General features: G+C 72.9%; 12 protein-coding genes. 1 reads left to right on the top strand and 11 read right to left on the bottom strand.

The genetic code is table 11. The features are described from left to right. Positions 1-48: 48 nt before the first annotated feature. The 4 genes from AC27L3_RS00565 to AC27L3_RS00550 all read right to left on the bottom strand — a co-directional run bounded on the left by AC27L3_RS00565 (position 49) and on the right by AC27L3_RS00550 (position 6,151). On the bottom strand, positions 49-879 hold the full coding sequence (locus AC27L3_RS00565) for a class I SAM-dependent methyltransferase (protein WP_487232290.1): 831 nt from the start codon (positions 877-879) through the stop codon (positions 49-51). Between the two features lie 160 nt (positions 880-1,039). After that, the gene (locus AC27L3_RS00560) at positions 1,040-3,064 is read right to left on the bottom strand and encodes a DUF8189 domain-containing protein (RefSeq protein WP_487231945.1); all 2,025 of its coding nucleotides are present in this window, start codon (positions 3,062-3,064) and stop codon (positions 1,040-1,042) included. Positions 3,065-3,134: 70 nt separating this feature from the next. After that, positions 3,135-4,631 (bottom strand): DUF8189 domain-containing protein, encoded by a 1,497-nt coding sequence (locus AC27L3_RS00555; protein ID WP_487231944.1) that lies wholly within the window; start codon positions 4,629-4,631, stop codon positions 3,135-3,137. Next, positions 4,628-6,151, bottom strand: coding sequence for a DUF8189 domain-containing protein (locus AC27L3_RS00550; protein ID WP_487231943.1), 1,524 nt, complete (start codon positions 6,149-6,151; stop codon positions 4,628-4,630). Before AC27L3_RS00550 ends, AC27L3_RS00555 begins: the two co-directional genes overlap by 4 nt. A 262-nt stretch (positions 6,152-6,413) precedes the next feature. Here AC27L3_RS00550 and AC27L3_RS00545 point away from each other — a divergent pair, with 262 nt between their 5' ends. Next, positions 6,414-6,755, top strand: a complete 342-nt coding sequence (locus AC27L3_RS00545) for a winged helix-turn-helix transcriptional regulator (protein WP_487232289.1) — start codon at positions 6,414-6,416, stop codon at positions 6,753-6,755. A 69-nt stretch (positions 6,756-6,824) separates the two neighbouring features. Here AC27L3_RS00545 and AC27L3_RS00540 read toward each other — a convergent pair whose 3' ends face one another. The 7 genes from AC27L3_RS00540 to AC27L3_RS00510 form a co-directional block, all read right to left on the bottom strand. Beyond that, positions 6,825-8,381: an MFS transporter gene (locus tag AC27L3_RS00540; RefSeq protein WP_487231942.1), complete on the bottom strand. Its 1,557-nt coding sequence runs from the start codon at positions 8,379-8,381 to the stop codon at positions 6,825-6,827. Positions 8,382-8,594: 213 nt separating this feature from the next. Beyond that, positions 8,595-9,917 carry a homoserine dehydrogenase gene (locus AC27L3_RS00535; RefSeq protein ID WP_487231941.1) on the bottom strand — a complete coding sequence of 441 codons (1,323 nt, stop codon included), beginning with the start codon at positions 9,915-9,917 and terminating at the stop codon, positions 8,595-8,597. A 2-nt stretch (positions 9,918-9,919) separates the two neighbouring features. Beyond that, positions 9,920-11,173 (bottom strand): aspartate kinase, encoded by a 1,254-nt coding sequence (locus AC27L3_RS00530; RefSeq protein ID WP_487231940.1) that lies wholly within the window; start codon positions 11,171-11,173, stop codon positions 9,920-9,922. Continuing rightward, positions 11,174-23,101 (bottom strand): type I polyketide synthase, encoded by an 11,928-nt coding sequence (locus tag AC27L3_RS00525; protein ID WP_487231939.1) that lies wholly within the window; start codon positions 23,099-23,101, stop codon positions 11,174-11,176. It abuts the gene before it with no gap. Between the two features lie 80 nt (positions 23,102-23,181). Next, positions 23,182-23,769 (bottom strand): carboxymuconolactone decarboxylase family protein, encoded by a 588-nt coding sequence (locus AC27L3_RS00520; protein WP_487231938.1) that lies wholly within the window; start codon positions 23,767-23,769, stop codon positions 23,182-23,184. Next, entirely contained in the window at positions 23,735-24,880 is a 1,146-nt protein-coding gene (gene metX / locus AC27L3_RS00515; RefSeq protein ID WP_487231937.1) for a homoserine O-acetyltransferase MetX, read from the bottom strand. The genes AC27L3_RS00520 and metX overlap by 35 nt, the downstream gene beginning before the upstream one ends. A gap of 29 nt (positions 24,881-24,909) precedes the next feature. Further along, the gene (locus tag AC27L3_RS00510) at positions 24,910-26,244 is read right to left on the bottom strand and encodes a bifunctional o-acetylhomoserine/o-acetylserine sulfhydrylase (RefSeq protein ID WP_487231936.1); all 1,335 of its coding nucleotides are present in this window, start codon (positions 26,242-26,244) and stop codon (positions 24,910-24,912) included. Positions 26,245-26,271 lie beyond the last annotated feature (27 nt).

Here is a 26,271-nt window from a genome sequence, read left to right as displayed (position 1 = left end):
CAACCCCCCGTCAGCGGTACTTACACAGGCCGAACACTACCCATAACGTCACGAGAAGTGCTCGGCTCGGGCGCCGACCGCCCGCAGGGCGAACAGCAGGGGGATCCGCGGTTCCTCGTCCGGCAGGCGCCACCACACCCCGCCGGCCGGGACCATGGCCTCGAAGCGCTTCCACGGCAGCAGCTCCGTCTCCCGCAGCAGATCTACCCGCAGGCCGGCGCCGACGAGCGCGGTGACGACGTCACCCAGCCCGTGCCGCCACTCGAAGCAGGTGGTCTCGCCCTCCAGGGGCGGCCCGTCCGTGTACGTGTGCGGCGCGTCCTTCCTGATCGCACCGCGGCCGGCGAGATAGTCGGCCGTCAGTTCGAGCTTCTGCCGCCCGGGGTCCGGGGCCGGGCCCAGGGCGTTCAGGAGCGGATGGAACTCGACCAGGTACAGCATGCCGCCGGGGCGCAGGAGCGCGCGGACGACGTCCGCCCATGCCGACAGGTCCGGCAGATAGCACAGGGCGCCCTTGCCGGTGTAGATCACATCGAATCGCCGTCCGCGCAGGGCGTCCACGGCGTCGTGGACGTCGGCCTGCACGAACTCGATGTCCACCCCGGCCTCGCGCGCGATGCGCCGGGCCTGCGCCACCGACTCCCCCGAGAAGTCCAGGCCCACCGTGCGCGCCGCGCCGCGCCGGGCGAACGCGTGCGTGTCGGTGCCCAGGTGGCACTGCAGGTGCAGCACGTCGCGGTCGTGGAGGTCGCCGAGGTCCTCCCATTCGAAGGGCGCGAACCAGTCCTCGGCGGACCGGGTGCCGTCCAGTCCGTAGAAGGCGCTCGCCGCGTGCACGGGGGCACGGGCGTCCCAGTTCTCCTGATTCGTACGGAGCATCCGGCGGGTGGTCGGGAGCTCTCGGCCGGGGCGTTCCTGATCAGTCGTCACCCGACCGATCCTCCCCACCCGGCGGCCGTCCCGCCAGAAGGCGGCGGCCGTCCCACCGGAAGGCGGGTCGAAAAAGCGGGTCGGAAGGCGGGGGTCAGAAGGCGGGGGGTCAGAAGACGGGGGTGCCCGTTCGAACGGGCGCGACCGCCCGGTCGCCGAAGGCGGTCCACGGGCCCCGGCCGCCACCGGGCGCCGCCTGGACGCGGGTGAGCATCCGGCCCTCGGGGGTGACGGCGAGGACGTGGATCCGTCCGGTGGCGTCGGTCACCGCCGTGGGCGTGGCGGCGAGCCGGACGCCGGGGGCGCCGAAGTCGTCGCCGGTGTCCCAGGCCCCGCCGGGCGCGACCTGCCGGAAGCGGGTGAGCGGCGCCCCTCCCGGCGGCAGGGCGAGGGCCTCCAGCCTGCCGTCGGCATCGGGGACGAGCGCGGGGGCCGCGTCCGTCCAGCCGGTCAGCGGCCGCCAGTCGTCCCAGCCACCGCTCGGCACCGACTGGCGCCGGTGGAAGGTCGCCAGGCCGGACGGTGCCGTGGCGACGACGGTGAGCCGGCCGCTGCCGTCCCGTGCCACCCGCGGCGCGGTGCCGGCCGCGGTGCCGAAGGGACTCCACTGCGCCCAGGCGCCGTTCGGCGCCTCCTGCCACCGGTGGAAGATGCCCGCGCCACCGGGCGCCAGGGCGAACACTTCCAGGCGCCCGTCGGCGTTGGCGGCGACGACGGGCGGCGCGCCCGCGGGCCCGCCGAAGCCCGCGTCCCACTCCTCCCAGGCCGGTGCTCCGGGCGCCTGCTGCCGTCGCCGGGCGATCGATGCGCCGCCGGGCGCGAGGGCGAAGACCTCCAGCCGCCCCTCGGCGTTGCGGGCGACGGCGGGGGCGGCGCCCGCCGGGCCGCCGAACCGCTCCCAGCCGGCCCAGCCGCCGTCCGGGCGCTGCGCCCGGTGGTCCAGCGCGGCACCGTCCGGGGCGAGGGAGAACACCTCCAGCCGGCCGTCGGCGTTGCGGCCCAGGGTGGGGACCGCCCCGGCCGGTCCGCCGAACACCTCCCACGGCGACCAGGTGTCGGACTGCGGGTCGACTTGGACGCGCCGCAGCATCGAGTGGTCGCCCGCGTCGAGGGCGAAGACGTTGAGCCGGCCGTCGGCGTCCAGCGCGGCGGCCGGGTTGTCGGGGCTCTGCCAGGGCGGTGGGACGTCCCGCCAGTCCAGCGGGGCCACGTACAGCCCCTGGTGGAACCAGCCCGCGGCGGTCGCGTACCACTGTCCTGCAGCGGTGACCACCTCGACGGCGTGCCCCGGCACGTGGCCCGCGTAGCCGTCCACGACGAAGTGGAAGGGGTCCCGGGACGCGAGCACGTCGGTGCCGTCGTAACCGCCGCGCGGCCCGATGAACAGGTAGTACCAGCCGTCCCGTTCGACGACGAAGGGCGACTCGGTGACCGACACCGTCGCGGCGGTGCTCGCGTCGGTGAAGGCGACGCCGGGCTCGCTCCAGTGCACCAGGTCGTCGGAGCGCCGGAAGGCGACCACGTGCCGGCCGTCCGGGGACAGCTCGGTGTAGTACATGACCCAGCGGCCGCCGATCCGCACCACCATCGGGTCGCGCGCCGCGCGGCCCCGGAAGAGCGGGCCGGTCGGCACGCGGGTCCAGGTGAACAGGTCGGTCGAGGTGGCGAGGTTGATCGCGGCGCCGTTGCGGCCCCCGGCCGCGTAGAACATCCAGTACGTGCCGCCCGCCTCGACGACGTGCGGCGCCCACAGGTGTTCCTCCCCGAAGTAGGTCCGGTCCACCGTCAGCGCGTCGGGGTGCGGGGTCCACGGGCCGGTGGGGTGCGGTGCGGAGGCGTGGGCGAAGGAGATCTCGGCCGCGCTGTCGGGGGACCGGCCGGCAGGCGCCGCGGCACCGACGATGCCGAACAGGTGCCACCGGCCCCCGGCCTCGATCAGCGTGTGGTCGTTGAGGTAGCGCCGCTCACCGGGGGTGGACGGGTCGTGGACGTGGGTGAAGGGCCCCGCGCCGACCCACCGGTGGGGCGGAGGCGGCGCGGCGGCGGCGGACACGGCCCCGCCGGCCCCCAGCAGGGCCAGCGCACCCGCCGCGGCGGAGCCCTGGAACAGGCGTCGTCTGCTGATCGGATGCACGGATCCTCCGGGTGGGGGGCGCGGCCGGCCGGGCCTCGTCGGCCCGGCCGGCCGCCGGGGGGGGGACGGGTCAGGTGAGGGGCGGACCGGAGGTGCTGTTGACCCAGGTCCACTCGGACCAGGTGCTGAACCCGGTCTGCCACTTGTGGTGGATTCCGTCCCGGCTGCCGCCGAAGACCTCGATCCGGCCGTCGGCGTTCGTCGCGGCGGCGATGTCGTTGCCGCCGGTGCCGAAGGTGTCCCAGTCGACGTACGCGGCGTTCACGCCCTTCTGCCAGATGTGCATCGCGGCGTCACCATTGATGGCGAAGACTTCCACGCGCCCGTCCGGACTGCGGTCGCTGGAGAGCCGGGCGTTCGCCGGACCGCGCGTCGGCTCCCAGCCCGACCAGCTCGTCGGACTCGTCTGGTACCGGTGGAAGACGCCCACCGGGCCGGAGGCGAAGACCTCCAGGCGACCATCGGCATTGTGGTCGACGGTCACATCATGGCCACCGCCGCCGAAGTCCTCCCACTGCGACCAGCCACCATTGACCGCCGTCTGGTACTGATGCTGGAAAACCGTCCCGTTGAGCGCGAACACCTCAAGACGCCCGTCGGACGACTTCTCCATCTTCACCCGACTTCCGCCGGGACCACCGCCGGACGACTCCCAGTTCGACCACCCGCTGTTGGGCGCCGTCTGGTACCGGTGGAACACCCCGGTCGACCCCGAGGCGAACACCTCGATACGACCATCGGCATTGACCCCCGCCGCGACACTGCTGCCACCGGTACCGAAGTCCTCCCAACCCGACCAAGCACCCGACGGAGAAAGCTGATAACGATGCTTGGCCACATCACCATTGATCGCAAAGGCCTCCAGCCGACCGTCCGCATTCGGCGCGATCGCGAGCTGAGCGTTCCCGGGACCACCCAGCTTCTCCCACTCCGACCAACCACCGTTCACCTGCGACTGCCAAGCGTGATGCACACCATCCGCCCCGGCCGCGAACACCTCCAGACGACCATCGGCCGACCGCGCCGACACCACCCGCCCCGACTCCACCGGATACACCAACGGCGCCGGCCCGGTGCCGGGACTGCCCAGACGCGCCACCGCGGCGCGTGCCTCGCCCATGTGCCGCAGGTGATGACCCATCACGTAGGTGGACCAGGGCTCCCAGTTCCGCCCCTCGTTGGAGATGCGGTAGGCCGCGTTCGCATTGCACTGGGGCTCGTAGGCGCAGGCGTCGTCGACTTCCTTGTGCCAGTAGTTGTTGATCTGCCACAGGCCGCGGTCGGTCGACGGTGGGGTGTTGTTCGTCGTGTTGGACGCGGACGGGTTGCAGCTGGACTCGGCCAGCGCGACGGCGACGGCGAGTTCCAGGGCCTGGCCGCGCCAGCCGGCGTTGTAGCCGACCTGGGCGCACAGATCGCTCGGGTCGGCCTGCGCCGGCGAGGCGCCGCCCACCATGCCCGCCGCCACGAGCAGCGTCGCGAGCACCGAGGGAACGATGCGTTGTAAGGCATGTCGCCGGACGCGCTGCGTTCTTGTCACCTGCTGCCCCTTCGGGTCGTCGGTCATGGGATGGAGGGACCGGAGGTGCTGTTGACCCAGGTCCACTCGGACCAGGTGCTGAAGCCGGTCTGCCATTTGTGATGAATTCCGTCCCGGCTGCCGCCGAAGACCTCGATCCGGCCGTCGGCGTTCGTCGCGGCGGTGACGTCGGTGCCGCCGGTGCCGAAGGTGTCCCAGTCGCTGTAGGAAGCGTTCAGGCCCTGCTGCCAGATGTGCATGGCGACGTCACCGTTGACGGCGAAGACCTCGACACGCCCGTCGGCGGTACGGTCGCTGGTGAGCCGGGAATTGGCGGGGCCGCGTACGGGTTCCCAGCCCGACCAGCCGGCGGGGCCGGTCTGGTACCGGTGGAAGACGCCCACCGGACCGGAGGCGAAGACCTCCAACCGGCCATCGGCATTGTGGTCGACGGTCACATCATGGCCACCGCCGCCGAAGTCCTCCCACGGCGACCAGCCACCATTGACAGCCGTCTGGTACTGATGCTGGAAAACCGTCCCGTTGAGCGCGAACACCTCAAGACGCCCATCCGACGACTTCTCCATCTTCACCCGACTCCCGGCAGGACCACCGCCCGACGACTCCCAGTTCGACCAACCGCTGTTCGGAGCGTTCTGATACCGGTGGAACACCCCGGTCGACCCCGAGGCGAACACCTCGATACGACCATCGGCATTGACCCCCGCCGCGACACTGCTGCCACCGGTACCGAAGTCCTCCCAACCCGACCAAGCACCCGACGGAGAAAGCTGATAACGATGCTTGGCCACATCACCATTGATCGCAAAGGCCTCCAGCCGACCGTCCGCATTCGGCGCGATCGCGAGCTGAGCGTTCCCGGGACCACCCAGCTTCTCCCACTCCGACCAACCACCGTTCACCTGCGACTGCCAAGCGTGATGCACACCATCCGCCCCGGCAGCGAACACCTCCAGACGACCATCGGCCGACCGCGCCGACACCACCCGCCCCGACTCCACCGGATACACCAACGGCGCCGGCCCGGGGCGCCGGCCCGGCGTGCACGGTACGGTCACGCCGCGGTCCGCGAGGTAGGGAATCGGGTCGATGCCGTGACTCATACCGGTGTCGCGCCGCACCCGCAGATGGAGGTGGGGGCCGCTGGCCTCGCCCTCGGCGCCCATGAGCGCGATGCGTTGGCCTGCCGTCACCCGCTCCCCCACGGCGACGTCCCTTTGGTACATGTGCCCGTACTCGGTCACCGTTCCGTCGGGGTGCAGGATGCGGATCCACTGGCCGTAGCCCTGGGCGGGGCCGGAGTTGATGACCTCCCCGTCGCCCACGGCGTGGATCGGCGTGCCGAGGGCGTTGGCGATGTCGATGCCGTCGTGGTCGCGGGCTCCGCCGTAGCCGTCGGAGATGAAGCCGGACGTCGGGCACGACGCGGCGAAGCCGGCGGGGCGCGGTGCCGCGGCGGCCGGTGACGGGGTCACCAGCGACGGCAGTACGGCGCACGTCGCCGCGAGAAAGAGGCGCAGCGCGCCTGTGCGAAGACCGTGGAGCACGTGGTGTTCCTCCCCCCTCGAGGGGCACGTCGGGTCGGATGGACGGGCCAGCGGCACGGTAGCCAGGGCCGGCCGGCGAGGACATCCGGAACGCTACGGACTGACAACACCCCGGGGCTCGGGATAGCGGGGGCGACGGCGCGGGAGGGAAGACGACAACCGGCCGAATATGCGGTAGCCATTCAGGTGTAGCGGCCATATAGATGGTGGTGAACCATCGATGGGCACATGAGGGAGGACCATGCGGCCGCGCGTGGACGACATGCTCGACTACTGCACCCTCGAGGTCGCGATGACTGTCTGCGGGGGTGTGTGGAAGCTCAGTATTCTCAAATACCTGTTCCGGAGCGGGACGCTGCGATTCGGTGAACTGAAGCGCGCGATGCCCGACATCACGCCACGCATGCTCACCCGGCAGTTGCGCGAATTGGAGGAGGACGGCCTGGTGCTGCGCACGGTGCACCACGAGGTGCCGCCGCGGGTCGAGTATTCGCTGACGGAGATCGGCATGAGCCTCAAGGAGCTGGTGGTCCGGCTCGAGGAGTGGGGCAACTGGTACCGGGAGCAGGTGCGCCGGCCCGTCGAGGAGCCGAGCCTGGTCTGAGCGCGCCGGGGTGTCCCGCGCCACGCGCCACACCACGGTGCGCGTGGATCGCGGGACACCGCCCGGGCGTCAGGCCGTCAGCGTGTCCGACCGGTCCCGCCGGGGCGCGTCCCCGTCCGTTCCCTGCTCGTCGCCGGCCGGCTCCCCGGGGCGCAGCAGGGCGGCGGTGACGGCCGCCAGCACCAGCAGCACCGCGGCGGTCACCGCGGTCGTCAGGCCGAATCCCTGCTCGTAGGCCCGTCGCGCACTGGCCCGCAGGGCGTCCCCCGCGCCGCCCGCGAGCTTTCCCGCGAGCCCCATGGCGTTGCCCACCGACTCGGCCGCGGTGTCGGCCTGGTCGGGCGTGAGCCCGTCGACCGGCCGGAGCCGGTCCTGGTACGCCAGCGTGACGACGATGCCCATGGCGGCGACGCCGAGCCCGGCGCCGAGCGAGAAGCCGACCTCCTGCACCGCGCCCGCCTCGGCCGCCCGCTCCGGCGGGGCGGAGCTCATCATCGCGTCGGCGCCGAGGGTCATGACCATGCCCGACCCGAGGCCGGCGGCGACCAGGGCGGCGTAGTTGTGCGCTGCGCCGAACACCCCGAGCGCGATCAGCGCCAGGGCGATCACCACTACCCCCACGGTCACGCCCCACCGTTTGCCGAGGACGGCCGCCAGCTTGGGGGCCACGACGCCGCCGACGGCACTGGCGACCGCGACCGGGACCAGCGTCAGGCCGGCCGACAGGGGCGAGAGGCCGTCAACGAGTTGCAGCTGCTGCGTCAGCAGGAACAGCAGGCCGGTGTAGGCCCCGTAGCAGACCAGGATGGTCACGGTGGCCACGGAGAACAGCCGCCCGGCGAACAACCGCATGTCCAGCAGCGGATGCGCGATGCGGCGCTGCCGCACCACGAACACCACCAGGAGCAGGACGCCCAGCACCCCGGTGACCACGGTGCCGGGCGGGACGCTCCCCGGCTGCCCGGTGCGCTGCAGGGCGTACACCGCGCCCGCGAGCCCGGCGATGGACAGCACGGCGCTGGGCACGTCCCACGGTTCGGGTGCGGGGTTGCGGGACTCGGGCACGAGCACGAGGCTGGCCAGCACCGCGGCGACGGCGATGGGCACGTTGACCAGGAACACCGCGCCCCAGGAGAACTTCTGCACCAGCGCGCCGCCCAGCACCGGCCCGAGGGCTGCACCGGTGCTGGAGCCGGCCACCCACAGGCCGTAGGCGAGGGAGCGTTCGCGTGCCACCGGGAAGATGACCCGGATGATGACGACCGTGCTGGACAGCATCATCGCGTAGCCCAGGCCCTGGACCGCCCGGGCCGCGATGAGCTGTCCCGGGCCGGAGGCCATGGCCGCCCCGGCCGAGGACAGCCCGAAGGTGGCCAGCCCCAGCAGCAGGACGAGCTTGCGCCCGAGCCGGTCGCCGATCGTCGAGCAGACCACGAGCGTCGCGGCCACCGTCAGGGCGTAACCGTCGGTGATCCACAGCAGTTCGGATCCCGAGGGGAGTAATTCGCGTCCGACCGAGGGCAGGGCGACGTTGAGAATGGTGAGATCCATGCCTCCCATGAGCATGCCGGCCAACAACACGGCCAGGACCGCCCAGCGGCGGCTGTTTGCCTTTTCTTCCGTCATGCCGACATCGTGCAGAGTGGGCAACTGCGGGGACAAGTAGGGTCCTTTCTGTCCCCTGGGGACATTTTCTGTACCGGCTGCGACCAGCACATTGCGGGAAGAGTGGGGTTCGGCGCCCTTTTGCGGACATGCGTCGGACGGCAATCCCGGCCGGGGGAAACCGGGATTGCCGTCCTTCCGCACGGCGTCATGCCGTGCGGGGCCGGGAATTCCTCAGGACGCGGTCGCGTCCAGAATGCGCATCGTCCGCGGTGCCCCGGTGACCGACGGCAGGCTCGCGACGGCGTCCAGGGAGCGCAGCAGGTCCGCCTCCCTGGCGACACCGGTCTCCAGGAGCAGCGTCTCCCGCCCGCTCGTACGGCACCGCCGCAAGGAGTCGAGCGTGATCCCCGTGGTCCGCAGTGCGCCGGCGATGCCTTCCAGGGCGACCGCCGCGCCGTCGACGGGCACGGCGAGGTGGTAGCGGCCGCGCAGTGCGTGCGGGGGCAGGAGGGCGGACGGCTCGGCGGGGAACGGCAGGGCGGTCGCGGGGTGGCCGAGAACCTTCCTCCGGGCCGCCGTCACCAGATCGCCGAGGATCGCACTGGCGGTCGGCGCGCCGCCGGCGCCCGCGCCGCGGAAGAGCAGCGGTCCGGCGCCACCGGCCTCGATCAGGACCGCGTTGTCGGCGCCGGCGACGCCGGCGAGCGGGTGGGTCCGGGCGACCATCGCCGGATGGACCCGCACCTCCAACTCCGGCCCCCCGGCGGGCCGTTCGAGGAAGGCGACCAGCTTCACCACGCGGTCGTGGACCCGGGCGTGCGCGATGTCCGCCGCCGTGACCCCGGTGATGCCCTCGCGGTGCACGTCCTCGGGCGGCACCCGGGCGCCGAAGGCCAGGGAGGCCAGGATCACGGCCTTGGCCGCGGCGTCCGTCCCCTCCACGTCGGCGGTCGGATCGGCCTCGGCGTACCCCTGTTCGACCGCCTCGGTCAGCGCCGTGGCGAAGTCGCCGCCGGTCTGCGTCATCCGGTCCAGGATGTAGTTGGTGGTGCCGTTGACGATGCCGACGACGCGGGTGACGTCGTCGCCGCACAAGGAGTCGCGCAGGGGCCGCAGTACGGGCACCGCGGCGGCCACCGCCGCCTCGTAGAACAGATCGGCTCCGTGCTGCGCGGCGGTCTCGTGGAGGGCCGGGCCGTGCGCCGCGACGAGCGCCTTGTTGGCGCTCACCACCGAAGCGCCGTGCTCCAGTGCGGTGGTGACCAGCGACCGGGCGGGGTCGGTGCCGGCGAGCACCTCGACGACGAGGTCGACGTCGTCCCGTTTGACCAGACCGAGCGGATCGTCGGTCAGCAGGTGGGGGGCGACGCAGGTGTCCCGCGTCCGTTTCACGTCCCGCACGGCGACGCCCACCAGTTCCAGGGGCGCTCCTATGCGGCCGGCCAGCACCGAGCCCGCGTCGTGCAGCCGGCGTACGACCTCGGTGCCCACGGTCCCGCAGCCGAGCACGGCCACCTTCAGCGGGCCGGCGTCGGCGTTCTTCTCGCTCGTCATCGTCAGCGCCCCGTTCCCGCGTAGACGACGGCTTCGCTCGCACCGTCCAGTCCGAAGGCTCGGTGCAGTACCCGTACGGCGTCCTCCAGCCGCTCGGCGGGGCACAGGGCCGAGGCACGCACCTCCGAGGCGGAGATCAGCTGGACCGCGATCCCCGCTTCGGCCAGCGTGCGGTACAGCCGCGCCACCACGCCGGGATCGCTGCGCACCCCGGCCCCCACGAGCGAGACCTGGCCCACGCCGGTCCGGCCGTGCACCGCGCCGTGGCCGGTGCGGGAGCGGCAGCGCTCCAGCAGTTCCACCGCCTGCGGCCCGTCGGCCGCGGGCACGGTGAAGGTCAGCGCGGTGTCGGCCGTCGCCGGGGCGCTCTGGAGCATGTCGACGGGGATGCCGGCGTCGGCCAGCGTCTCCAGGACCTGGGCCACCGCGGCCGGTGCGGCCGGGATCCCGTCGACCGTGATCCTGACGACCGAGGGGGTGTGGGCCACCCCCGTGATGCGCGAGCCTTCCACTCCGGTTCCCTTCACCGAGTGCGAAACGACGGTTCCCGGCCGGTCCGTGAAGGACGACCGGACGTGGAGGTCGACGCCGTGCCGGCGGGCGTACTCCACGCACCGCGGCATCAGCACCTTCGCCCCGCCGGCGGCCATTTCGAGCATGTCCTCGCAGCCGACGGCCTCCAGGAGCCGCGCGTGGGCGACGACGCGGGGATCGGCGGAGAAGACGCCGTCGACGTCCGTATAGATCTCGCAGACGTCGGCCTTCAGCGCCGCGGCCAGCGCAACCGCCGTCACGTCGGAGCCGCCGCGGCCGAGCGTCGTGGTCTCCCCCGTGCCGGGGACGACCCCCTGGAAGCCCGCGACCAGGGCGACGGCTCCCCGGTCCAGCACCTCGCGCACCCGGTGCGGTCGTACGTCGACGATGCGCGCGCTGCCGTGGGCGGCGTCGGTGAGCACGCCGGCCTGGGCCCCCGACAGGGAGCACGCGGTGCCTCCCAGGTCGTGCAGCGCCATGGCCATCAGCGCGTTGGAGACCCGTTCACCGGTCGCGAGCAGCATGTCCATCTCGCGGGCCGGCGGGCTGCCGGCGACCCTGCCGGCCAGGTCGATCAGCTCGTCGCTGGTGTCGCCCATCGCCGAGCAGACCACGACGACCTCGTGCCCGCTGCGGTGGGTGCGCAGGATGCGCCCGGCGACCTCCCTGATCCGATCGGTGTCCCCCAGCGAGGACCCGCCGTACTTCTGGACGATCAGCACTCACTTGCTCCGTTCGAAGAGGAGGGCGGGGAGCCGGTCGGCGACCGCGCGGGCGGTCGACTCCGCGAACTCGTCGATCATCGAGACGTGCGTGCCCGGCACGGTGACCTCGGTGTGGGCCAGCGGCCACACCGAGCGGCGACCGCCCTCCTCCCCCGGCAGGTCGGCGGCCCGCACCATCAGCGTCGGCGCGGCGACCCGGCGGGGGGTCCAGCCGCGGAACAGCCGCAGGTGCCGGCCCATCGCGGTCAGGTTGGCGTCGTTGACCAGCTCGGCGATCTCGGGCTTGGCGGCCAGCTCGTCGAACAGGGTCGACTGGATGCGCAGGATCTCCTCGTCCTCCGGCAGGTAGCTGTCCAGCAGCACCACTCCGGCCGGCCGGGCCGGGCCGTCCAGCGCCTCGGCCACCGCCTGGGCGAGCCAGCCGCCCGAGGAGTAGCCGAGCAGGACGAACGGCCTGTCCGCCACGTACGCGCTCACCGCGTCGGCCTGCGCCCGCACCAGGGCGTCGAACGACGCCGGCAGCGGCTCGCCGTCCGCGTACCCGCTCGCCGGGAGCGAGACCACTTCCCGCTCCTCGCGGAACGGCGCGGCGAACCGGGCGAACTGGTACGGGCTGGCGGGGGCCACGAACGAGGGGAGGCAGACCAGGACGGGATCCGCGCCACGGGAGAACCGGACCGGCGACCCGGCGGGCACCGGCTGCCGCGGGGCGGGCCGCAGCAGGGCGGTGGCCGCGAGCATGTCGATCGCCTCCGTGATCCTGCCCGTCGCGCACGCGCCCTGGAACAGCTCCCGCAGCGTGGTCGACGCGGCCGGCGGGACCGTCGGAGCCTCGGAGGCCGTGACCGGGAGCGCCGGTGTCCGCTCCGCCTCCGCCTCCGCCTCCGCCTCCGCCTCCGGCCGCGACGCGCCGACGAGTTCGTCGAGGACCTTGACGAGCTGGTCCACGGTCGGGTGGTCGAACATCGCCGTGACCGGCAGCCGGACACCGGTCACCGTCGCGAGCCGGGTACGCAGTTCCATTGCGGACAGGGAGTTGAGCCCGAGTTCGGTGAACGTCTCGTCCGGCTCCACCGCGCCGTCCTTGCCGCGGCCCAGCGCCAGGGCCAGCTCCTCGGTCAGGACGCGGGTCAGCGCGGCAATGCGCTCCCCCGCGGACAGGCCGGCGAACCTGTCGGCCGCCGCCGGAGCGGGTTCGCGCGCGGTGACGTGCACGCCCGAGCGGTCGAGCCAGAAGCGCTCCCGCTGGAAGGCGTACGGGGGCAGCTCCACCCGCACCGCGCCGGTACCGGCGAACACCCCGGCCCAGTCCACGGCCACGCCGTGGGAGAACAGGTGCCCCGCCGAGCGGTGGACCTGCTCCAAGCCACCGTTGTCCCGGCGCAGCGTTCCGCAGACGACCGCGTCGGCTCCCTGGAGGTCGACCGTGTCCTGCAGGCCGATGGTCAGCACCGGGTGGGGGCCGACCTCCACGAAGACGGCGTGCTTGCTCTCCAGCAGCGCCTGCGTGGTCTCCTGCAGGCGCACGGTCCGGCGAAGGTTGCGGTACCAGTACTCGGCGGTCAGTTCGCTGCCGTCCATGCGCTCGGCGGTCACCGTCGAGTAGAAGGGGATCCGGGCCCGGCGCGGGCGGAGACCGGACAGACCGGTCAGCACGTCCGTGCGCACCGCTTCCACGTGGACGGAGTGCGAGGCGTAGTCGACCGGCACGATCCGGGCCCGCACCCCGTCCGCCACCAGCTGGTCCCGCAACTCCTCGACGGCGCAGGCGTCACCCGCCACGACCGTGGAGCCGGGCCCGTTGACCGCCGCGACCGACAGCCGGCCCTGCCAGGACTCCACCAGGGTGGCGACCCGGTCGTGCGGAAGGGGAACGGACATCATCCTGCCCAGCCCCGCGATCGCCCGCAGGGCCCGGCTGCGCAGCGCCACCATGCGCGCCGCGTCGTCGAGCGAGAGGGCGCCCGCCACGTACGCGGCGGCGATCTCGCCCTGCGAATGGCCCATGACCGCCGACGGGAGGACGCCGAGCGACTTCCACACCTCGGCGAGCGAGACCATGACCGCGAACAGCACCGGCTGCACCACGTCGTCGCGGTCCAGGTCCGGGGCGCCCGGCACCCGGCGCACCACGTCGAACAGGTCCCAGTCGACGTGGGGCGCGAGCGCCTGCCTGCACCGCGCCATGGCCTCGGCGAAGGGCTCGGAGGTCTCCAGGAGCTCGTGCGCCATGCCGGCCCACTGCGACCCCTGCCCGGGGAAGACGAACACGACCTTGTCGCGCTGCCGCCCGGCCGGGGAGCCGGCCGGGAGGGACTCGGCGGCCGCCACGTCCCCCAGTGCGGCGAGGAGTTCGCCGGGTGTCCTCCCGAGGACCACGGTGCGGTGCGCATGGGTGGTCCGTGCGGCGAGGGTGTGCCCGATGTCGGTGGGGTGCCAGGCGGACTGTGCGGTGAGGTGGTCGTGCAGACGCCGGGCCTGCGCCTGCAGAGCCTCGGGGGTGTGCCCCGACAGGACCCACGGGGTGACGGGCGGCGCGGTCGGTTCGGGCCGAGCGTCCGGCACAGGCGCTTGCTCGATGATGACGTGGGCGTTGGTGCCGCTGATGCCGAAGGAGGAGACGGCGGCACGGCGGGGACGCTCGTCGGTGGCATCCCAGGGCTGCGCCTCCGTCAGGAGGCGAATGCCGCTGGCGTCCCAATCCACGTGCTGCGTGGGGGTGCTGACGTGGAGGGTGGCCGGCAGGGTGGCATGACGCATCGCCATGATCATCTTGATGACGCCGCCCACTCCCGCCGCAGCCTGACTGTGGCCGATGTTGGACTTCAACGACCCCAGCCACAACGGCACCTCGCGGCCGCGACCATAGGTGGCGGCCAGGGCTTCGGCCTCGATCGGGTCACCCAGACGCGTACCGGTGCCATGAGCCTCCACCGCATCCACATCCGCCGGGCTCAGACGCGCATCCCGCAGTGCCTGGGCGATGACCTGCTGCTGCGAGCGCCCGTTCGGCGCCGTCAGACCGTTGGACGCACCGTCCTGGTTGACCGCGGTCCCCCGGATTACGGCATGGATCGTGTGACCATGACGCCGGGCATCGGAGAGCCGCTCGATCAGCAGCAGACCCACACCCTCCGCCCAACTCGTCCCGTCCGCATCATCGGAGAACGACTTCGAACGCCCGTCCGGCGCCAAACCCCGCTGCCGGCTGAACTCCACGAAGGTGCCCGGAGTCGACATGACGGTCACGCCGCCCACCAGCGCCATGGAGCACTCGCCGGAGCGCAGCGCCTTGGCCGCCAGGTGCAGGGCGACCAGCGACGACGAGCACGCCGTGTCGACGGTCACCGTGGGGCCCGTCAGGTCGAACATGTAGGACAGCCGGCCGGAGATGACGCTGGCGGTGTTGCCGGTCAGCAGCACCCCTTCGAGCTCGCCGGGCATCTGGTGCACCGGGGGCGCGTAGTCGTGGTACATGGCACCCACGTAGACGGCGGTGTTGCTGCCGCGGACGGTGTGGGGGTCGATGCCGGCGTTCTCGAACGTCTCCCACGCGGTCTCCAGCAACAGCCGCTGCTGCGGATCCATCGCCACCGCTTCCCGCGGAGAGATCCCGAAGAACGACGCATCGAACTCGTCCGCGTCGTGCAGGAAACCACCGAACCGCGTCGACGACCTCCCCACCGCATCCGGATCCGGATCGTACAAATCACCGGCCCAACCACGATTCACCGGAAACCCACTGATCGCATCACGACCACCGGCCACCAGATCCCACAACTGCTCCGCAGACCCCACACCACCCGGATACCGGCACGCCATCCCCACCACCACCAACGGATCCTCGACCGCAGGGACGTCCGCGTCAGGCTCCGGTACCGGCTCGGGCTCGGCGCCCGGTCCGCCCAGTCGCTCGGCTATGTGGTCGACGACGTCCTCGGGGGTGGGGTGGTCGAAGACCAGGCCGGTCGGCAGGGTCAGGCCGACCGCGGCCCCCAGCTTGTTGCGGAACTCCACCGCCATCAGCGAGTCGAACCCGAGCTGGTTGAAGGAATGCGCGGAGTCGATGCCGAGCGCGTCGGCGTGCCCGAGCACCGCGGCCGCCCGGTCCCGTACCAGCTCGCGGATCCGCTCCCGCCGCTCGGCCTCCGGCAGGGCCGCCAGGTCCGCGGTGTGCGACTGCCGCCGGAGGTCGCGCTCCCGGCGCCGCGGTGGCCGGGCGCCCGCCAGCGGGCGCAGCACCGCCGGAAGGTCGTCCGCCGCCCCCGCCGCGGCCGTGTCGAGCCGCAGGGGTGCGAGGACGGGCTCGTCCGTGGTGAGGGCACGGTCGAACAGAGCGAGGCCCTCGTCGTAGGTGAGGACGCCGACGCCCGCCCGGGCCATGCGCTGGATGTCGTTCTCCGCCAGCGACCGCGCCATGCCGCCCCGCTGCTCCCACAGGCCCCAGGCCAGGGAGGTCGCCGGCAGCCCCTGCGCCCGACGGTGCCGGGCGAGGGCGTCGAGCGAGGTGTTCGCGGCGGCGTAGTTGCCCTGGCCGGCCGCGCCGATCAGCCCGGAAATGGAGGAGTACAGCACGAAGGCCGACAGGTCGAGGTCGCGGGTGAGCTCGTGCAGGTTCCGGGCGGCGTCGGCCTTGGGCCGGATCACCGCACGCAGCCGCTCGGGGGTCAGGGCGGTGACGATGCCGTCGTCCAGGACGCCCGCGGTGTGCACGACCGCGGTCAGCGGGTGGTCCGCCGGGAGCGTGGCGAGCAGGGCGGCCAGCGCCTGCTCGTCGGACACGTCGCACGACTCGATCCGTACGTGCGCGCCGCGTTCCGTCAGCTCCGCCAGCAGCTCCGCCGCACCGTCCGCGCGCAGGCCGCTCCTGCTGGTGAGCAGGAGGTGGCGCACGCCGTGACGGGTCACGAGGTGCCGGGCGAGCAGGGCACCGAGCGCTCCCGTCGCGCCGGTGATCAGGACGGTGCCCTCGGGGTCGAACCGCGACGGCGTCCCGGGCCCGTCGGGGAGCCGGGCGAGTTCGGGGACGAACGCCGTTCCCGCCCGTACGGACGTCTGGGGTTCTCCCGAGGCGACGACGGTACCGAGCACGGCCTGCGACTGCGCGGATCCGTCGGTGTCCACGAGGACGACCCGGCCGGGGTGCTCGGTCTGCACGGACCGCACCAGGCCCCAGGCCGCCGCGGCCGCGGGGTCGGTGGTCGCGTCGCGGGTGAGCAGCACCAGCGTGCGGGTGGCGGAGCGCTCGTCCGCCAGCCAGGTCTGCACGGCCTGCAGGGCGTGCACCGCCGCATCGGCGGCCGTGCCGCCGGTGACCGGGAGGACGACGGTGTCCGGCAGCCCGTCCGAGGCCAGGTCCGCGACCGAGGCCAGCAGATGGGGAGCGGGGGCCGTCCCGGCGAGGGCGATCGGCCGCCACTGCTCGGTGAACAGCGACGGTCCCTCGTCGCCGGCCGGGCCGAGCGCCGCGGCAGTCGTCTCCCGCCACCTCAGCTCGTCCACGGTCAGGACGGGGTGTCCCGCCGCGTCGGTGACGGCGAGCGAGGCCGTGTCGCGGCCCGCGGGCCGGAAGAGGACGCGCAGCCCGCCGTTGCCCGCCACCGCGTGCAGCCGGACGCCGCTCCAGGAGAAGGGCAGCCGTGTGGCCGTCCCCTCGTGGGTGACGCCGGGCAGCAGCGCGTGCAGGGCCGCGTCCAGGAGCGCCGGATGCACGAGGAAGGCGTCGCCCGCGGGCTGCAGGGCGGGCCCGGTCTCGGCCAGCACGTCCTCGCCGGCGGTCCAGGCGCCGCTCAGCAACCGGAACGCCGGGCCGTAGGCGTAACCGTGGTCGGCGACCCGCTCGTAGACGTCGCCGAGGTCCACCGCCGTGGCACCGCGTACCGGCCATGCGGCGGTCGGGCCCGTGGCCGGCGTCGCCTCGCCCGCCGGGGCGGACGACAGGCGACCGGTCGCCCGCAGCACCCACTCGTCCGTCTGCCGGCTGTGGACACCGAACTCCCACGTGTCCGGGTCGTCGGCGGCGGTGACCACCAGCTGCACCGGTACATCGTCGCCCTCCGGCAGGTGCAGCGGGCTGACGAGCGTCAGCTCGTCGACCGTCGTGCACCCGAAGAACTCGGCTGCGCGCAGCGCCATCTCGACGAACGCGGTGGCGGGCAGCACGGCCGCGCCGAGAACGGCGTGATCGGCCAGCCACGGATGCGCCGCCAGCGACAGGTTGCCCAGAAAGGTGACGCCGTCCCCGCCGGCCTGCTCGACGAACGTGCCGAGCAGGGGGTGGCCGAGCCGGTCCAGGCCGGTGGACGACAGGTCCGCCGCACCGCCCGAGGGCGCCAGCCAGTGGCGCCGGCGCTGGAAGGCGTAGGTGGGCAGGTCGGTGGTACGGGCGCCGGTGCCCGCGAACGCCTGCGACCAGTCGACGTCGACGCCCCGGCCGAAGAGCTCGGCGAGAGCCCCCGTGAAGGTACGGGGCTCCGGCTTGCCGCCGCGCAGGAGCGGGACGGCAACGGTCCCCGGCTCCCGGGCGCAGTCCGGCACGAGGGCGGCGAGGGTGGCCGCGGGACCGATCTCCAGGAAGGTGTGCGTGCCCTGGTCCTCCGCGGTGCGCAGGGCGTCGAGGAAGCGCACGGGACGGCGGGCGTGGGTCACCCAGTAGTCCGGATCGGCCAGTTCCGCGGCGGTGGCCGGGCGTCCGGTGACCGTGGAGACGATGGGAATCGCCGGGGCGTGGAAGGTCAGCCCGGACAACTCCCGCCGGAAGTCCTCCAGCATGGGCTCCATCAGCGGCGAGTGGAAGGCGTGACTGACGGCCAGGTGCTTGGTCTTGTGCCCCCGCTCGGCCAGGGTGACCGCGGCCCGGGCAACGGCGTCCTGCGCGCCGGCGATGACCACCGACCGGGGACCGTTGACCGCGGCGATGCCGGCCCGGTCCGCCGGCAGCAGTCCGGCGACCTCGGCCTCGGAAGCGTCGACGGCGACCATGGCACCGCCTGCAGGGAGCGCCTGCATCAGGCGCCCGCGGGCGGCAACGAGCCGCGCCGCATCCGCAAGGGACAGCACACCGGCCACATGGGCGGCCGCGATCTCACCGATCGAGTGCCCGACCAGCACATCCGGCGACACACCCCACGAGCCCACCAGCCGGAACAGAGCCACCTCCAGCGCGAACAGCGCCGGCTGCGTCACCTCCGTCCGCCCCAACCCCTCACCCGAGAACATCGCCTCACGCAGGTCGAGACCGGGGAAATGGCCACACACCTCGTCCAGGGCCTCGGCGAACACCGGATACCGGTCGTACAACTCCGCGCCCATACCCGCCCGCTGCGCACCCTGACCGGTGAAGAGGAAACCGAGGGTGCCGACCGTCGCGGGGGTCCCGGGCTCCACGGAGGCCAGTGCGGCGAGGAGCTCGGCACGGTCACCGCCCAGCACGACGGCACGGTGTTCGAGGGTGGCGCGGGACGCGGCGAGGGTGTGCCCGATGTCGGTGGGGTCCCAGGTGGATTGTGCGGTGAGGTGGTCGTGCAGACGCCGGGCCTGCGCCTGCAGAGCCTCGGGGGTGTGCCCCGACAGGACCCACGGGGTGACGGGCGGCGCGGTCGGTGCGGGCCGAGCGTCCGGCACAGGGGGTTGCTCGATGATGACGTGGGCGTTGGTGCCGCTGATGCCGAAGGAGGAGACGGCGGCACGGCGGGGACGGTCGTCGGTGGAGTCCCAGGGTTGCGCCTCGGTCAGGAGGCGAATGCCGCTGTTTTCCCAGTCGACATGGGTGGTGGGCTGAGCGGCATGCAGGGTGGCCGGCAGGGTGGCATGACGCATCGCCATGATCATCTTGATGACGCCGCCGACCCCCGCCGCAGCCTGGCTGTGGCCGATGTTGGACTTCAACGACCCCAGCCACAACGGCACCTCGCGATCGCGCCCGTAGGTGGCGGCCAGGGCCTCCGCCTCGATCGGGTCACCCAGACGCGTACCGGTGCCGTGAGCCTCCACCGCATCCACATCCGCCGGGCTCAGACGCGCATCCCGCAGTGCCTGGGTGATGACCTGCTGCTGCGAGCGCCCGTTCGGCGCGGTCAGACCGTTGGACGCACCGTCCTGGTTGACCGCCGTCCCCCGGATCACGGCATGGATCGTGTGACCATGACGCCGGGCAGCGGAAAGCCGCTCGATCAGCAGCAGACCCACACCCTCCGCCCAACTCGTCCCGTCCGCATCATCGGAGAACGACTTCGAACGCCCATCCGGCGCCAAACCCCGCTGCCGGCTGAATTCGAGGAACATCCCGGGCGTCGACATCACGGTGACACCCCCGGCGATGGCCAGCGAGCACTCGCCCGCGCGCAGTGCCTTGGCCGCCAGGTGCAGGGCGACCAGCGAGGACGAGCATGCCGTGTCGACCGTCATCGCGGGGCCGTTCAGCCCGAAGCTGTAGGCCATGCGCCCGGCCATGACACTGGCGGTGGTGCCGGTCAGGAGGTGGCCTTCGACCGCCTCGGGGGCCGCGTGCATGCGCGGTCCGTAGTCCCCGGCGGTCGCTCCGACATAGACGGCGGTGTTGCTGCCGCGGACGGTGTGGGGGTCGATGCCCGCGTTCTCGAACGTCTCCCACGCGGTCTCCAGCAACAGCCGCTGCTGCGGATCCATCGCCACAGCCTCCCGCGGAGAGATCCCGAAGAACGACGCATCGAACTCGTCCGCGTCGTGCAGGAAACCACCGAACCGCGTCGACGACCTCCCCACCGCATCCGGATCCGGATCGTACAAATCACCGGCCCAACCACGATTCACCGGAAACCCACTGATCGCATCACGACCACCGGCCACCAGATCCCACAACTGCTCCGCAGACCCCACACCACCCGGATACCGGCACGCCATCCCCACCACCACCAACGGATCCTCGACCGCAGGGACGTCCGGTGCGAGTGCTGCGGCCTGGTCGGCCGATCCGGCGTACTGCTCGATGATGTAGTCGGCCACCAGGTCGGGGGTGGGGCATTCGAAGACCAGCCCGGTCGGCAGGGGCAGTCCCACGGCGGCGCTCAGGCGGGTGCGGAACTCGACAGCGCTGAAGGAGTCGAAGCCCAGGTCGGCGAAGGAGTACCGGGGGTTGACCTCGTCGGGCCGGGAGTGACCGAGGACGGCGGCGGCATGCCGCCGTACCAGCGCGCGCAGCTCCTGGGGGTCGGGCGTGCCGCCGGTGGTCCCCGCCTCCACGGCGTGCGGGCCGGAGGCGGGGGCCGCCTCGGCGGACGGCGCGGCCTCGGCCGGTGCGGAGTCGGTCCGCAGGGTGTCGAGCCAGTGGCGCCGGCGCTGGAAGGCGTAGGTGGGCAGGTCGGTGGTACGGGCGCCGGTGCCCGCGAACGCCTGCGACCAGTCGACGTCGACGCCGCGGCCGAAGAGCTCGGCGAGGGCCCCCGTGAAGGTACGGGGCTCCGGCTTGCCGCCGCGCAGGAGCGGGACGGCAAGGACGTCCGCCCTGCTCGTGCACTCGGGGACGAGGGCGGCGAGCGTGGCGCCGGGGCCGAGTTCGACGAAGGTGCGGGTGCCCTGGCCGTCCGCCGTGCGCAGGGCGTCGAGGAAGCGCACGGGACGGCGGGCGTGGGTCACCCAGTAGTCCGGATCGGCCAGTTCCCCGGCGGTGGCCGGTCGTCCGGTGACGGTGGAAACGATGGGAATGGCGGGGGCGTGGAAGGTCAGCCCGGACAACTCCCGCCGGAAGTCCTCCAGCATGGGCTCCATCAGCGGCGAGTGGAAGGCATGGCTGACCGCCAGCCGCTTGGTCCGGTGGCCCCGGGCGGTCAGGGCAGCGGCGGCTTCGAGGACGGCGCTCTCGTCACCGGCGATGACCACCGAGCGCGGTCCGTTGACCGCGGCCAGCCCGACCTGGTCGGAGAGAAATTCACCGACCTCGGCCTCGGACGCGGTGACGGCGACCATGGCACCACCGGCAGGGAGCGCCTGCATCAGCCGCCCGCGGGCGGCAACGAGCCGCGCCGCATCCGCAAGGGACAGCACACCGGCCACATGCGCCGCCGCGATCTCACCGATCGAATGGCCGACCAACACATCCGGCGACACACCCCACGAACGGACGAGCCGGAACAGAGCCACCTCCAGCGCGAACAACGCCGGCTGCGTCACCTCCGTCCGCCCCAACCCCTCACCCGAGAACATCGCCTCACGCAGCCGCATGCCCGCGAACTGCTCGCACACCTCGTCCAGGGCCTCGGCGAACACCGGATACCGGCCGTACAACTCCGCACCCATACCCGCCCGCTGCGAACCCTGACCGGCGAACAGGAAGCCCACGCCGCCGGCCGTCGCGGACACCGCGGCCTCCACGGAGGCCAGGCCGGCGAGGAGCTCGGCACGGTCATCGCCCAGGACGACGGCACGGTGCTCGAACACCGTACGCGTCGTCGCGAGCGAGTAGCCCACGTCCACCGGGTCCCAGTCCTCCTGCGCGCCCAGGAAGTCGTGCAGGCGATCGGCCTGGGCCCGCAGTGCCTGCGGCGTACGGCCGGAGACCACCCACGGGGTGACGGTGGAGGCGGACGAGGCGCCCGAGGCGGACGAGGACGAGGGGGCCGAAGCCGCCGGGGAGGGCTCGCTCACCACCACGTGGCAGTTGGCGCCGCCCATGCCGAACGAGCTGACTCCCGCCGTCAGCGGGCCGTCCGCGTCCGGCCAGTCGCCCGTCTCCTGCTGGACCGCGAGCCGCAGCTCCTCCAGCGGGATCTCGGGGTTGGGCGTTCGGTAGTTCAGGCTGGCCGGGAGCCGCCGGTGGTGGATGCTCAGGGCGACCTTGAGGAATCCCGCGATGCCCGCGGCCCCCTCCAGGTGTCCGATGTTGGTCTTGACCGATCCCACCCGCAGGGTGCGGCCGGAGCCGGCGGTGCCCACCACCGCGCCCAGGGCCGCCGCCTCGATCGGGTCCCCGACCTTCGTGCCGGTGCCGTGCAGCTCGACGTACTGGACGGACGCCGGGTCCACCCGGGCGTCGTCGTAGGCGAGGCGCAGGGTCTCGCGCTGGGCGTCGGCGTCCGGAGTGGTCATGGTGGCGCCGCCGCCGTGGCCGACCGCGCTGCCGCGCACCACGCAGTAGATCCGGTCGCCGTCGGCGAGGGCGCGGTCCAGGGGCTTGAGGACGACGGCGCCGCCGCCCTCGCCCCGGACGTATCCGTTCGCCCGGGCGTCGAAGGTGTGGCAGCGGCCGTCCGGGGAGAGGCCGCCCCACTTGGTGGAGATCACGGACGTCTCGGGCAGCAGGCTCAGGTTGACGCCGGCCGCGAGGGCGACCTCGGACTCGCCCCGGCGCAGACTCTCGCACGCGAGGTGCAGGGCCACCAGGGAGGAGGACTGCCCGGTGTCCACGACGAGGCTGGGCCCGGTCACGCCGAGGAAGTGCGAGAGCCGGTTGGCGATGATGCCGCGGTGCAGCCCCGGCATGGTGTGCTGCGTGCTGTCCGCCACGGCGTCGCGGTAGACCAGGCGCGCGAAGTCGTCCCAGATGGAGCCGACGAACACTCCCACCCTTCGCCCGCCCAGGCTCAGGGGGCGTACCCGGGCGTCCTCCAGCGCCTCCCAGCCGAGTTCCAGCATCAGGCGCTGCTGGGGGTCGGTCATGGCCGCCTCGCGCGGGGACAGGTGGAAGAAGGCGGCGTCGAAGTGGTCGACGTCGGTGAGGAAGGCTCCTCGCCGGGAGTTCGTCCGCCCGGGTGCCGCACGGTCCTCGTGGTGGAACGCGTCTGCGTCCCAGCGGTCGGGCGGTACGTCGCCGATCGCGTCCCGGCCCTCGTACAGCAGCCGCCAGAATGCGTCGAGCGTTGCCGCGCGGGCGAACCGGCACGACATTCCGACGACGGCGACCGCACCGCCGTGGTCGGGCAGAGACTGGGCTCCGGATGCCGTGGAGTGCACAGGTGTCCCCTCTCCTGACGAGGAATTGGATGTGACGGCGTACGTCCGCCGGCCCTGCGTGGGGGTGTTCATGGGGGTTGTCACGCGGGGTTTCGGGGCTGGGTGCCGGCGGGGCGGCCGATGACGGCCAAGGTGCCGTCCAGCTGACGGCGGTCGATCTCCAGGCCGAGGGTCGTGGTGATCCGCGAGACCAGGAAGTACACCCCGGCCAGGCCGATGATCTCGACGACCTGGCGCTCGCCGCGCCGGGCGCGCAGGCGCTCCAGCAGTTCGTCGCCGACGGTGGTCCCGTGTGCCACCTCGGCGACGAAGGCGAGCAGTTCGCGCTGCGGACCGTCGAAGCACGGCGCGTCGAACGCGCCGGCGGTCAGGGCGGCGAGCTGCTCGCCGGAGATGCCGAATTCCCCGGCGAGCTGTTCGTGCTGGGCCCACACGTAGTCGGAGCCGAAGCACCGCGCGGCGGCGAGGATCACCAGTTCCCGGTCGGGATCGGGGAGTTCGCCGTCGGTGAGCTGCGTGTGCCCGATGTTCGCCACGGCCGTCAGCAGGCCGGGGCTGTGCCCGAGCATGCGGAAGACGTTCAGCAGCGTGGCGTCCTGCGGGTCGCCGTAGATCGGCGTCGGCATACGGAAGTCAGGGTCGAAGTGCGGGTAGGGGATGCGGGCCACGGTGATGCCTTTCGATGGGTGCTCGGCTGCCGTCGGCGAGCTGCAGGGTTTCGGCGAGCAGCGCGCCGACGGCCTCGGTCTCGGTGAGGAAGCCGTCGTGCCCCTGCCGGGAGCCGATGACCGACAGGCCGCGGCATCCGGGCAGTGCGTCGGCGAGCTCCTGTTGGAGCCGCAGCGGGTAGAGGCGGTCGCTGTCGACTCCGGCGACCACCGCCGGTACCGGGCAGCCGGCCAGCGCGGCCTGCACGCCGCCCCGTCCGCGGCCGACGTCGTGCCCGTTGAGGGCGCGTGTGAGCACGACGTAGCTGGCGGGGTCGAAGCGGTCGATCAGCTTGCGCGCCTGGTGGCGCAGGTAGCTCTCCACCGCGTACAGCGGGCGGCCGGGCTGGGGCGCGTTGCCGAACCGCTCGTCCAGCTCGGCCTCCGTGCGGTACGTCAGGTGGGCGATCCGGCGGGCCACGGCGAGGCCGGCGGCGGGGTGCCGGCCGGTGCCGTGGTAGTCGCCGCCCTGCCAGTCCGGGTCGCCGGTGATGGCGTCGATCTGGGTGCTCTGCGTGCCGATCTGGTCGCCGGTGGCGCGGGCGCCGACGGCCAGCACCAGGGCGGCGCCCACCCGGTCCGGGTGGCCGATCGCCCACTCCAGCACCCGGGCGCCGCCCATCGAGCCACCGACCACCGCGGCGAACCGCTCGATGCCCAGCGCATCGGCCAGGGCGGCCTCGGCCGCCACCTGGTCGCGCACGCTGATCCGCGGGAACCGGCTGCCCCAGGCCCCGCCCGCCGGATGCGGGGAGGCGGGGCCGGTGCTGCCCCGGCAGCCGCCGAGCACGTTGGCCGCCAGTACGCACCAGTGCCGGGTGTCCACTGCGCGGCCCTCGCCGAAGAGCCCGTCCCACCAGCCGGGCGTGGGCTGGCCGGGACCCGCCGGCCCGACCACGTGGGAGTCGCCGGTGAGCGCGTGCAGCACCAGGACCACGTTGTCGCGGGCCGCCGACGGCCTGCCCCAGCACTGGACCGTCATGCGCACCCCGGGCAGGACCGCCCCGGACTCCAGCGCGAGGGTGCCGACGTCGACGTGGTGGCGCGTGCCGTCGGCCGGCGGGAAGGACACGCGGGGCGCCGGCCGGGTCGGGCCGGCCCTCACCGCTCGGCTGCGGCGAACCCGGCGCGCAGGTCCGCCAGGATGTCGTCGATGCCCTCCAGACCCACCGACAGCCGCACGGTGGCGGGCGTCACGCCTGCGGTGAGCAGGTCGGCCTCGCTGAGCTGGGCGTGGCTGGTGGTCGCCGGGTGCAGGACGAGCGAGCGCACGTCGCCGATGTTGGCCACGTGGCTGTGCAGGGTGAGGGCGTCGATGAACCGGGTGGCGGCGGCTTCGCCGCCGGCCGCCTCGAAGCTGAGGACGGCCCCCGCGCCGCGCGGGCTCAGGCGCCGGGCCCGCTCGTACCAGGGCGAGGTGGGCAGGCCCGCGTAGGCCACCGACGACACGGCGGGGTGTCCGGCGAGGAACTCGGCGACGGCGGTGGCGTTGCGCACGTGTCGTTCGACGCGCAGGCTCAGCGTCTCCAGGCCCTGGCCCAGGAGGAAGGCGCTGAAGGGCGAGATCGCGGCGCCCAGGTCGCGCAGCAGCGAGACCCGCGCCTTGACGGCGTAGGCCGGGGGGCCGAGTTCGGCGTAGACCAGGCCGTGGTAACTGGGGTCCGGGGTGGTGAAGTTGGCGAACCGGCCGGAGGCCCAGTCGAAGGTGCCCCCGTCGACGACCACGCCCGCGATGGTGGTTCCGTGCCCGCCCAGGTACTTCGTCGCCGAGTGCACCACGATGTCGGCGCCGTGGCGCAGCGGCTGGATGAGGTAGGGCGTGGCCACGGTGTTGTCGATGATCAGGGGCAGGCCGTGCTCGTGGGCCACCGAGGAGACGCCTTCGATGTCGAAGACCGCGTTGCGGGGGTTGGAGATGCTCTCCCCGAAGAACGCCTTGGTCTGCGGACGCACCGCGGCGCGCCACTGGTCCAGGTCGTCCGGGTCCTCCACGAAGGAGACGTCGACGCCGAAGCGGCGCAGCGTGTGGCGGAAGAGCGTGTGGCTGCCGCCGTACAACTGCGGGCTGGTCACGATGTGATCGCCCGCCCCGACCAGGTTGAGCACGGCAAAGGCCACGGCGGTCTGACCGGAGGAGACCAGCACGGCCGCGACCCCGCCCTCCAGGGCCGCGATGCGTTGCTCGATCGCGTCCTGGGTGGGGTTCATGATGCGGGTGTAGACGTTGCCGGTCTCCTCCAGGGAGAAGAGCGCCTTGGCGTGCTCGGTGCTGTCGAAGGTGTACGAGGTCGTCTGGTAGATCGGCAGGGCGCGGGCCTTGGTGACGGGGTCCGGCAGGTGCCCGGCGTGGATCTGCTTGGTCTCGAAGCTCCATGCCTCGAAGGGGTCGCGGTCCGCGCCGTCCGTGCCGACGGCGTGCTCATCGAGAATGGACACGGTTTTCCTCTCGCGGGGTGGGGTAAT

The sequence above is a fragment of the Streptomyces sp. PKA51 genome (assembly GCF_057552455.1).
This window is presented reverse-complemented; position numbering and strand designations above follow the sequence as displayed.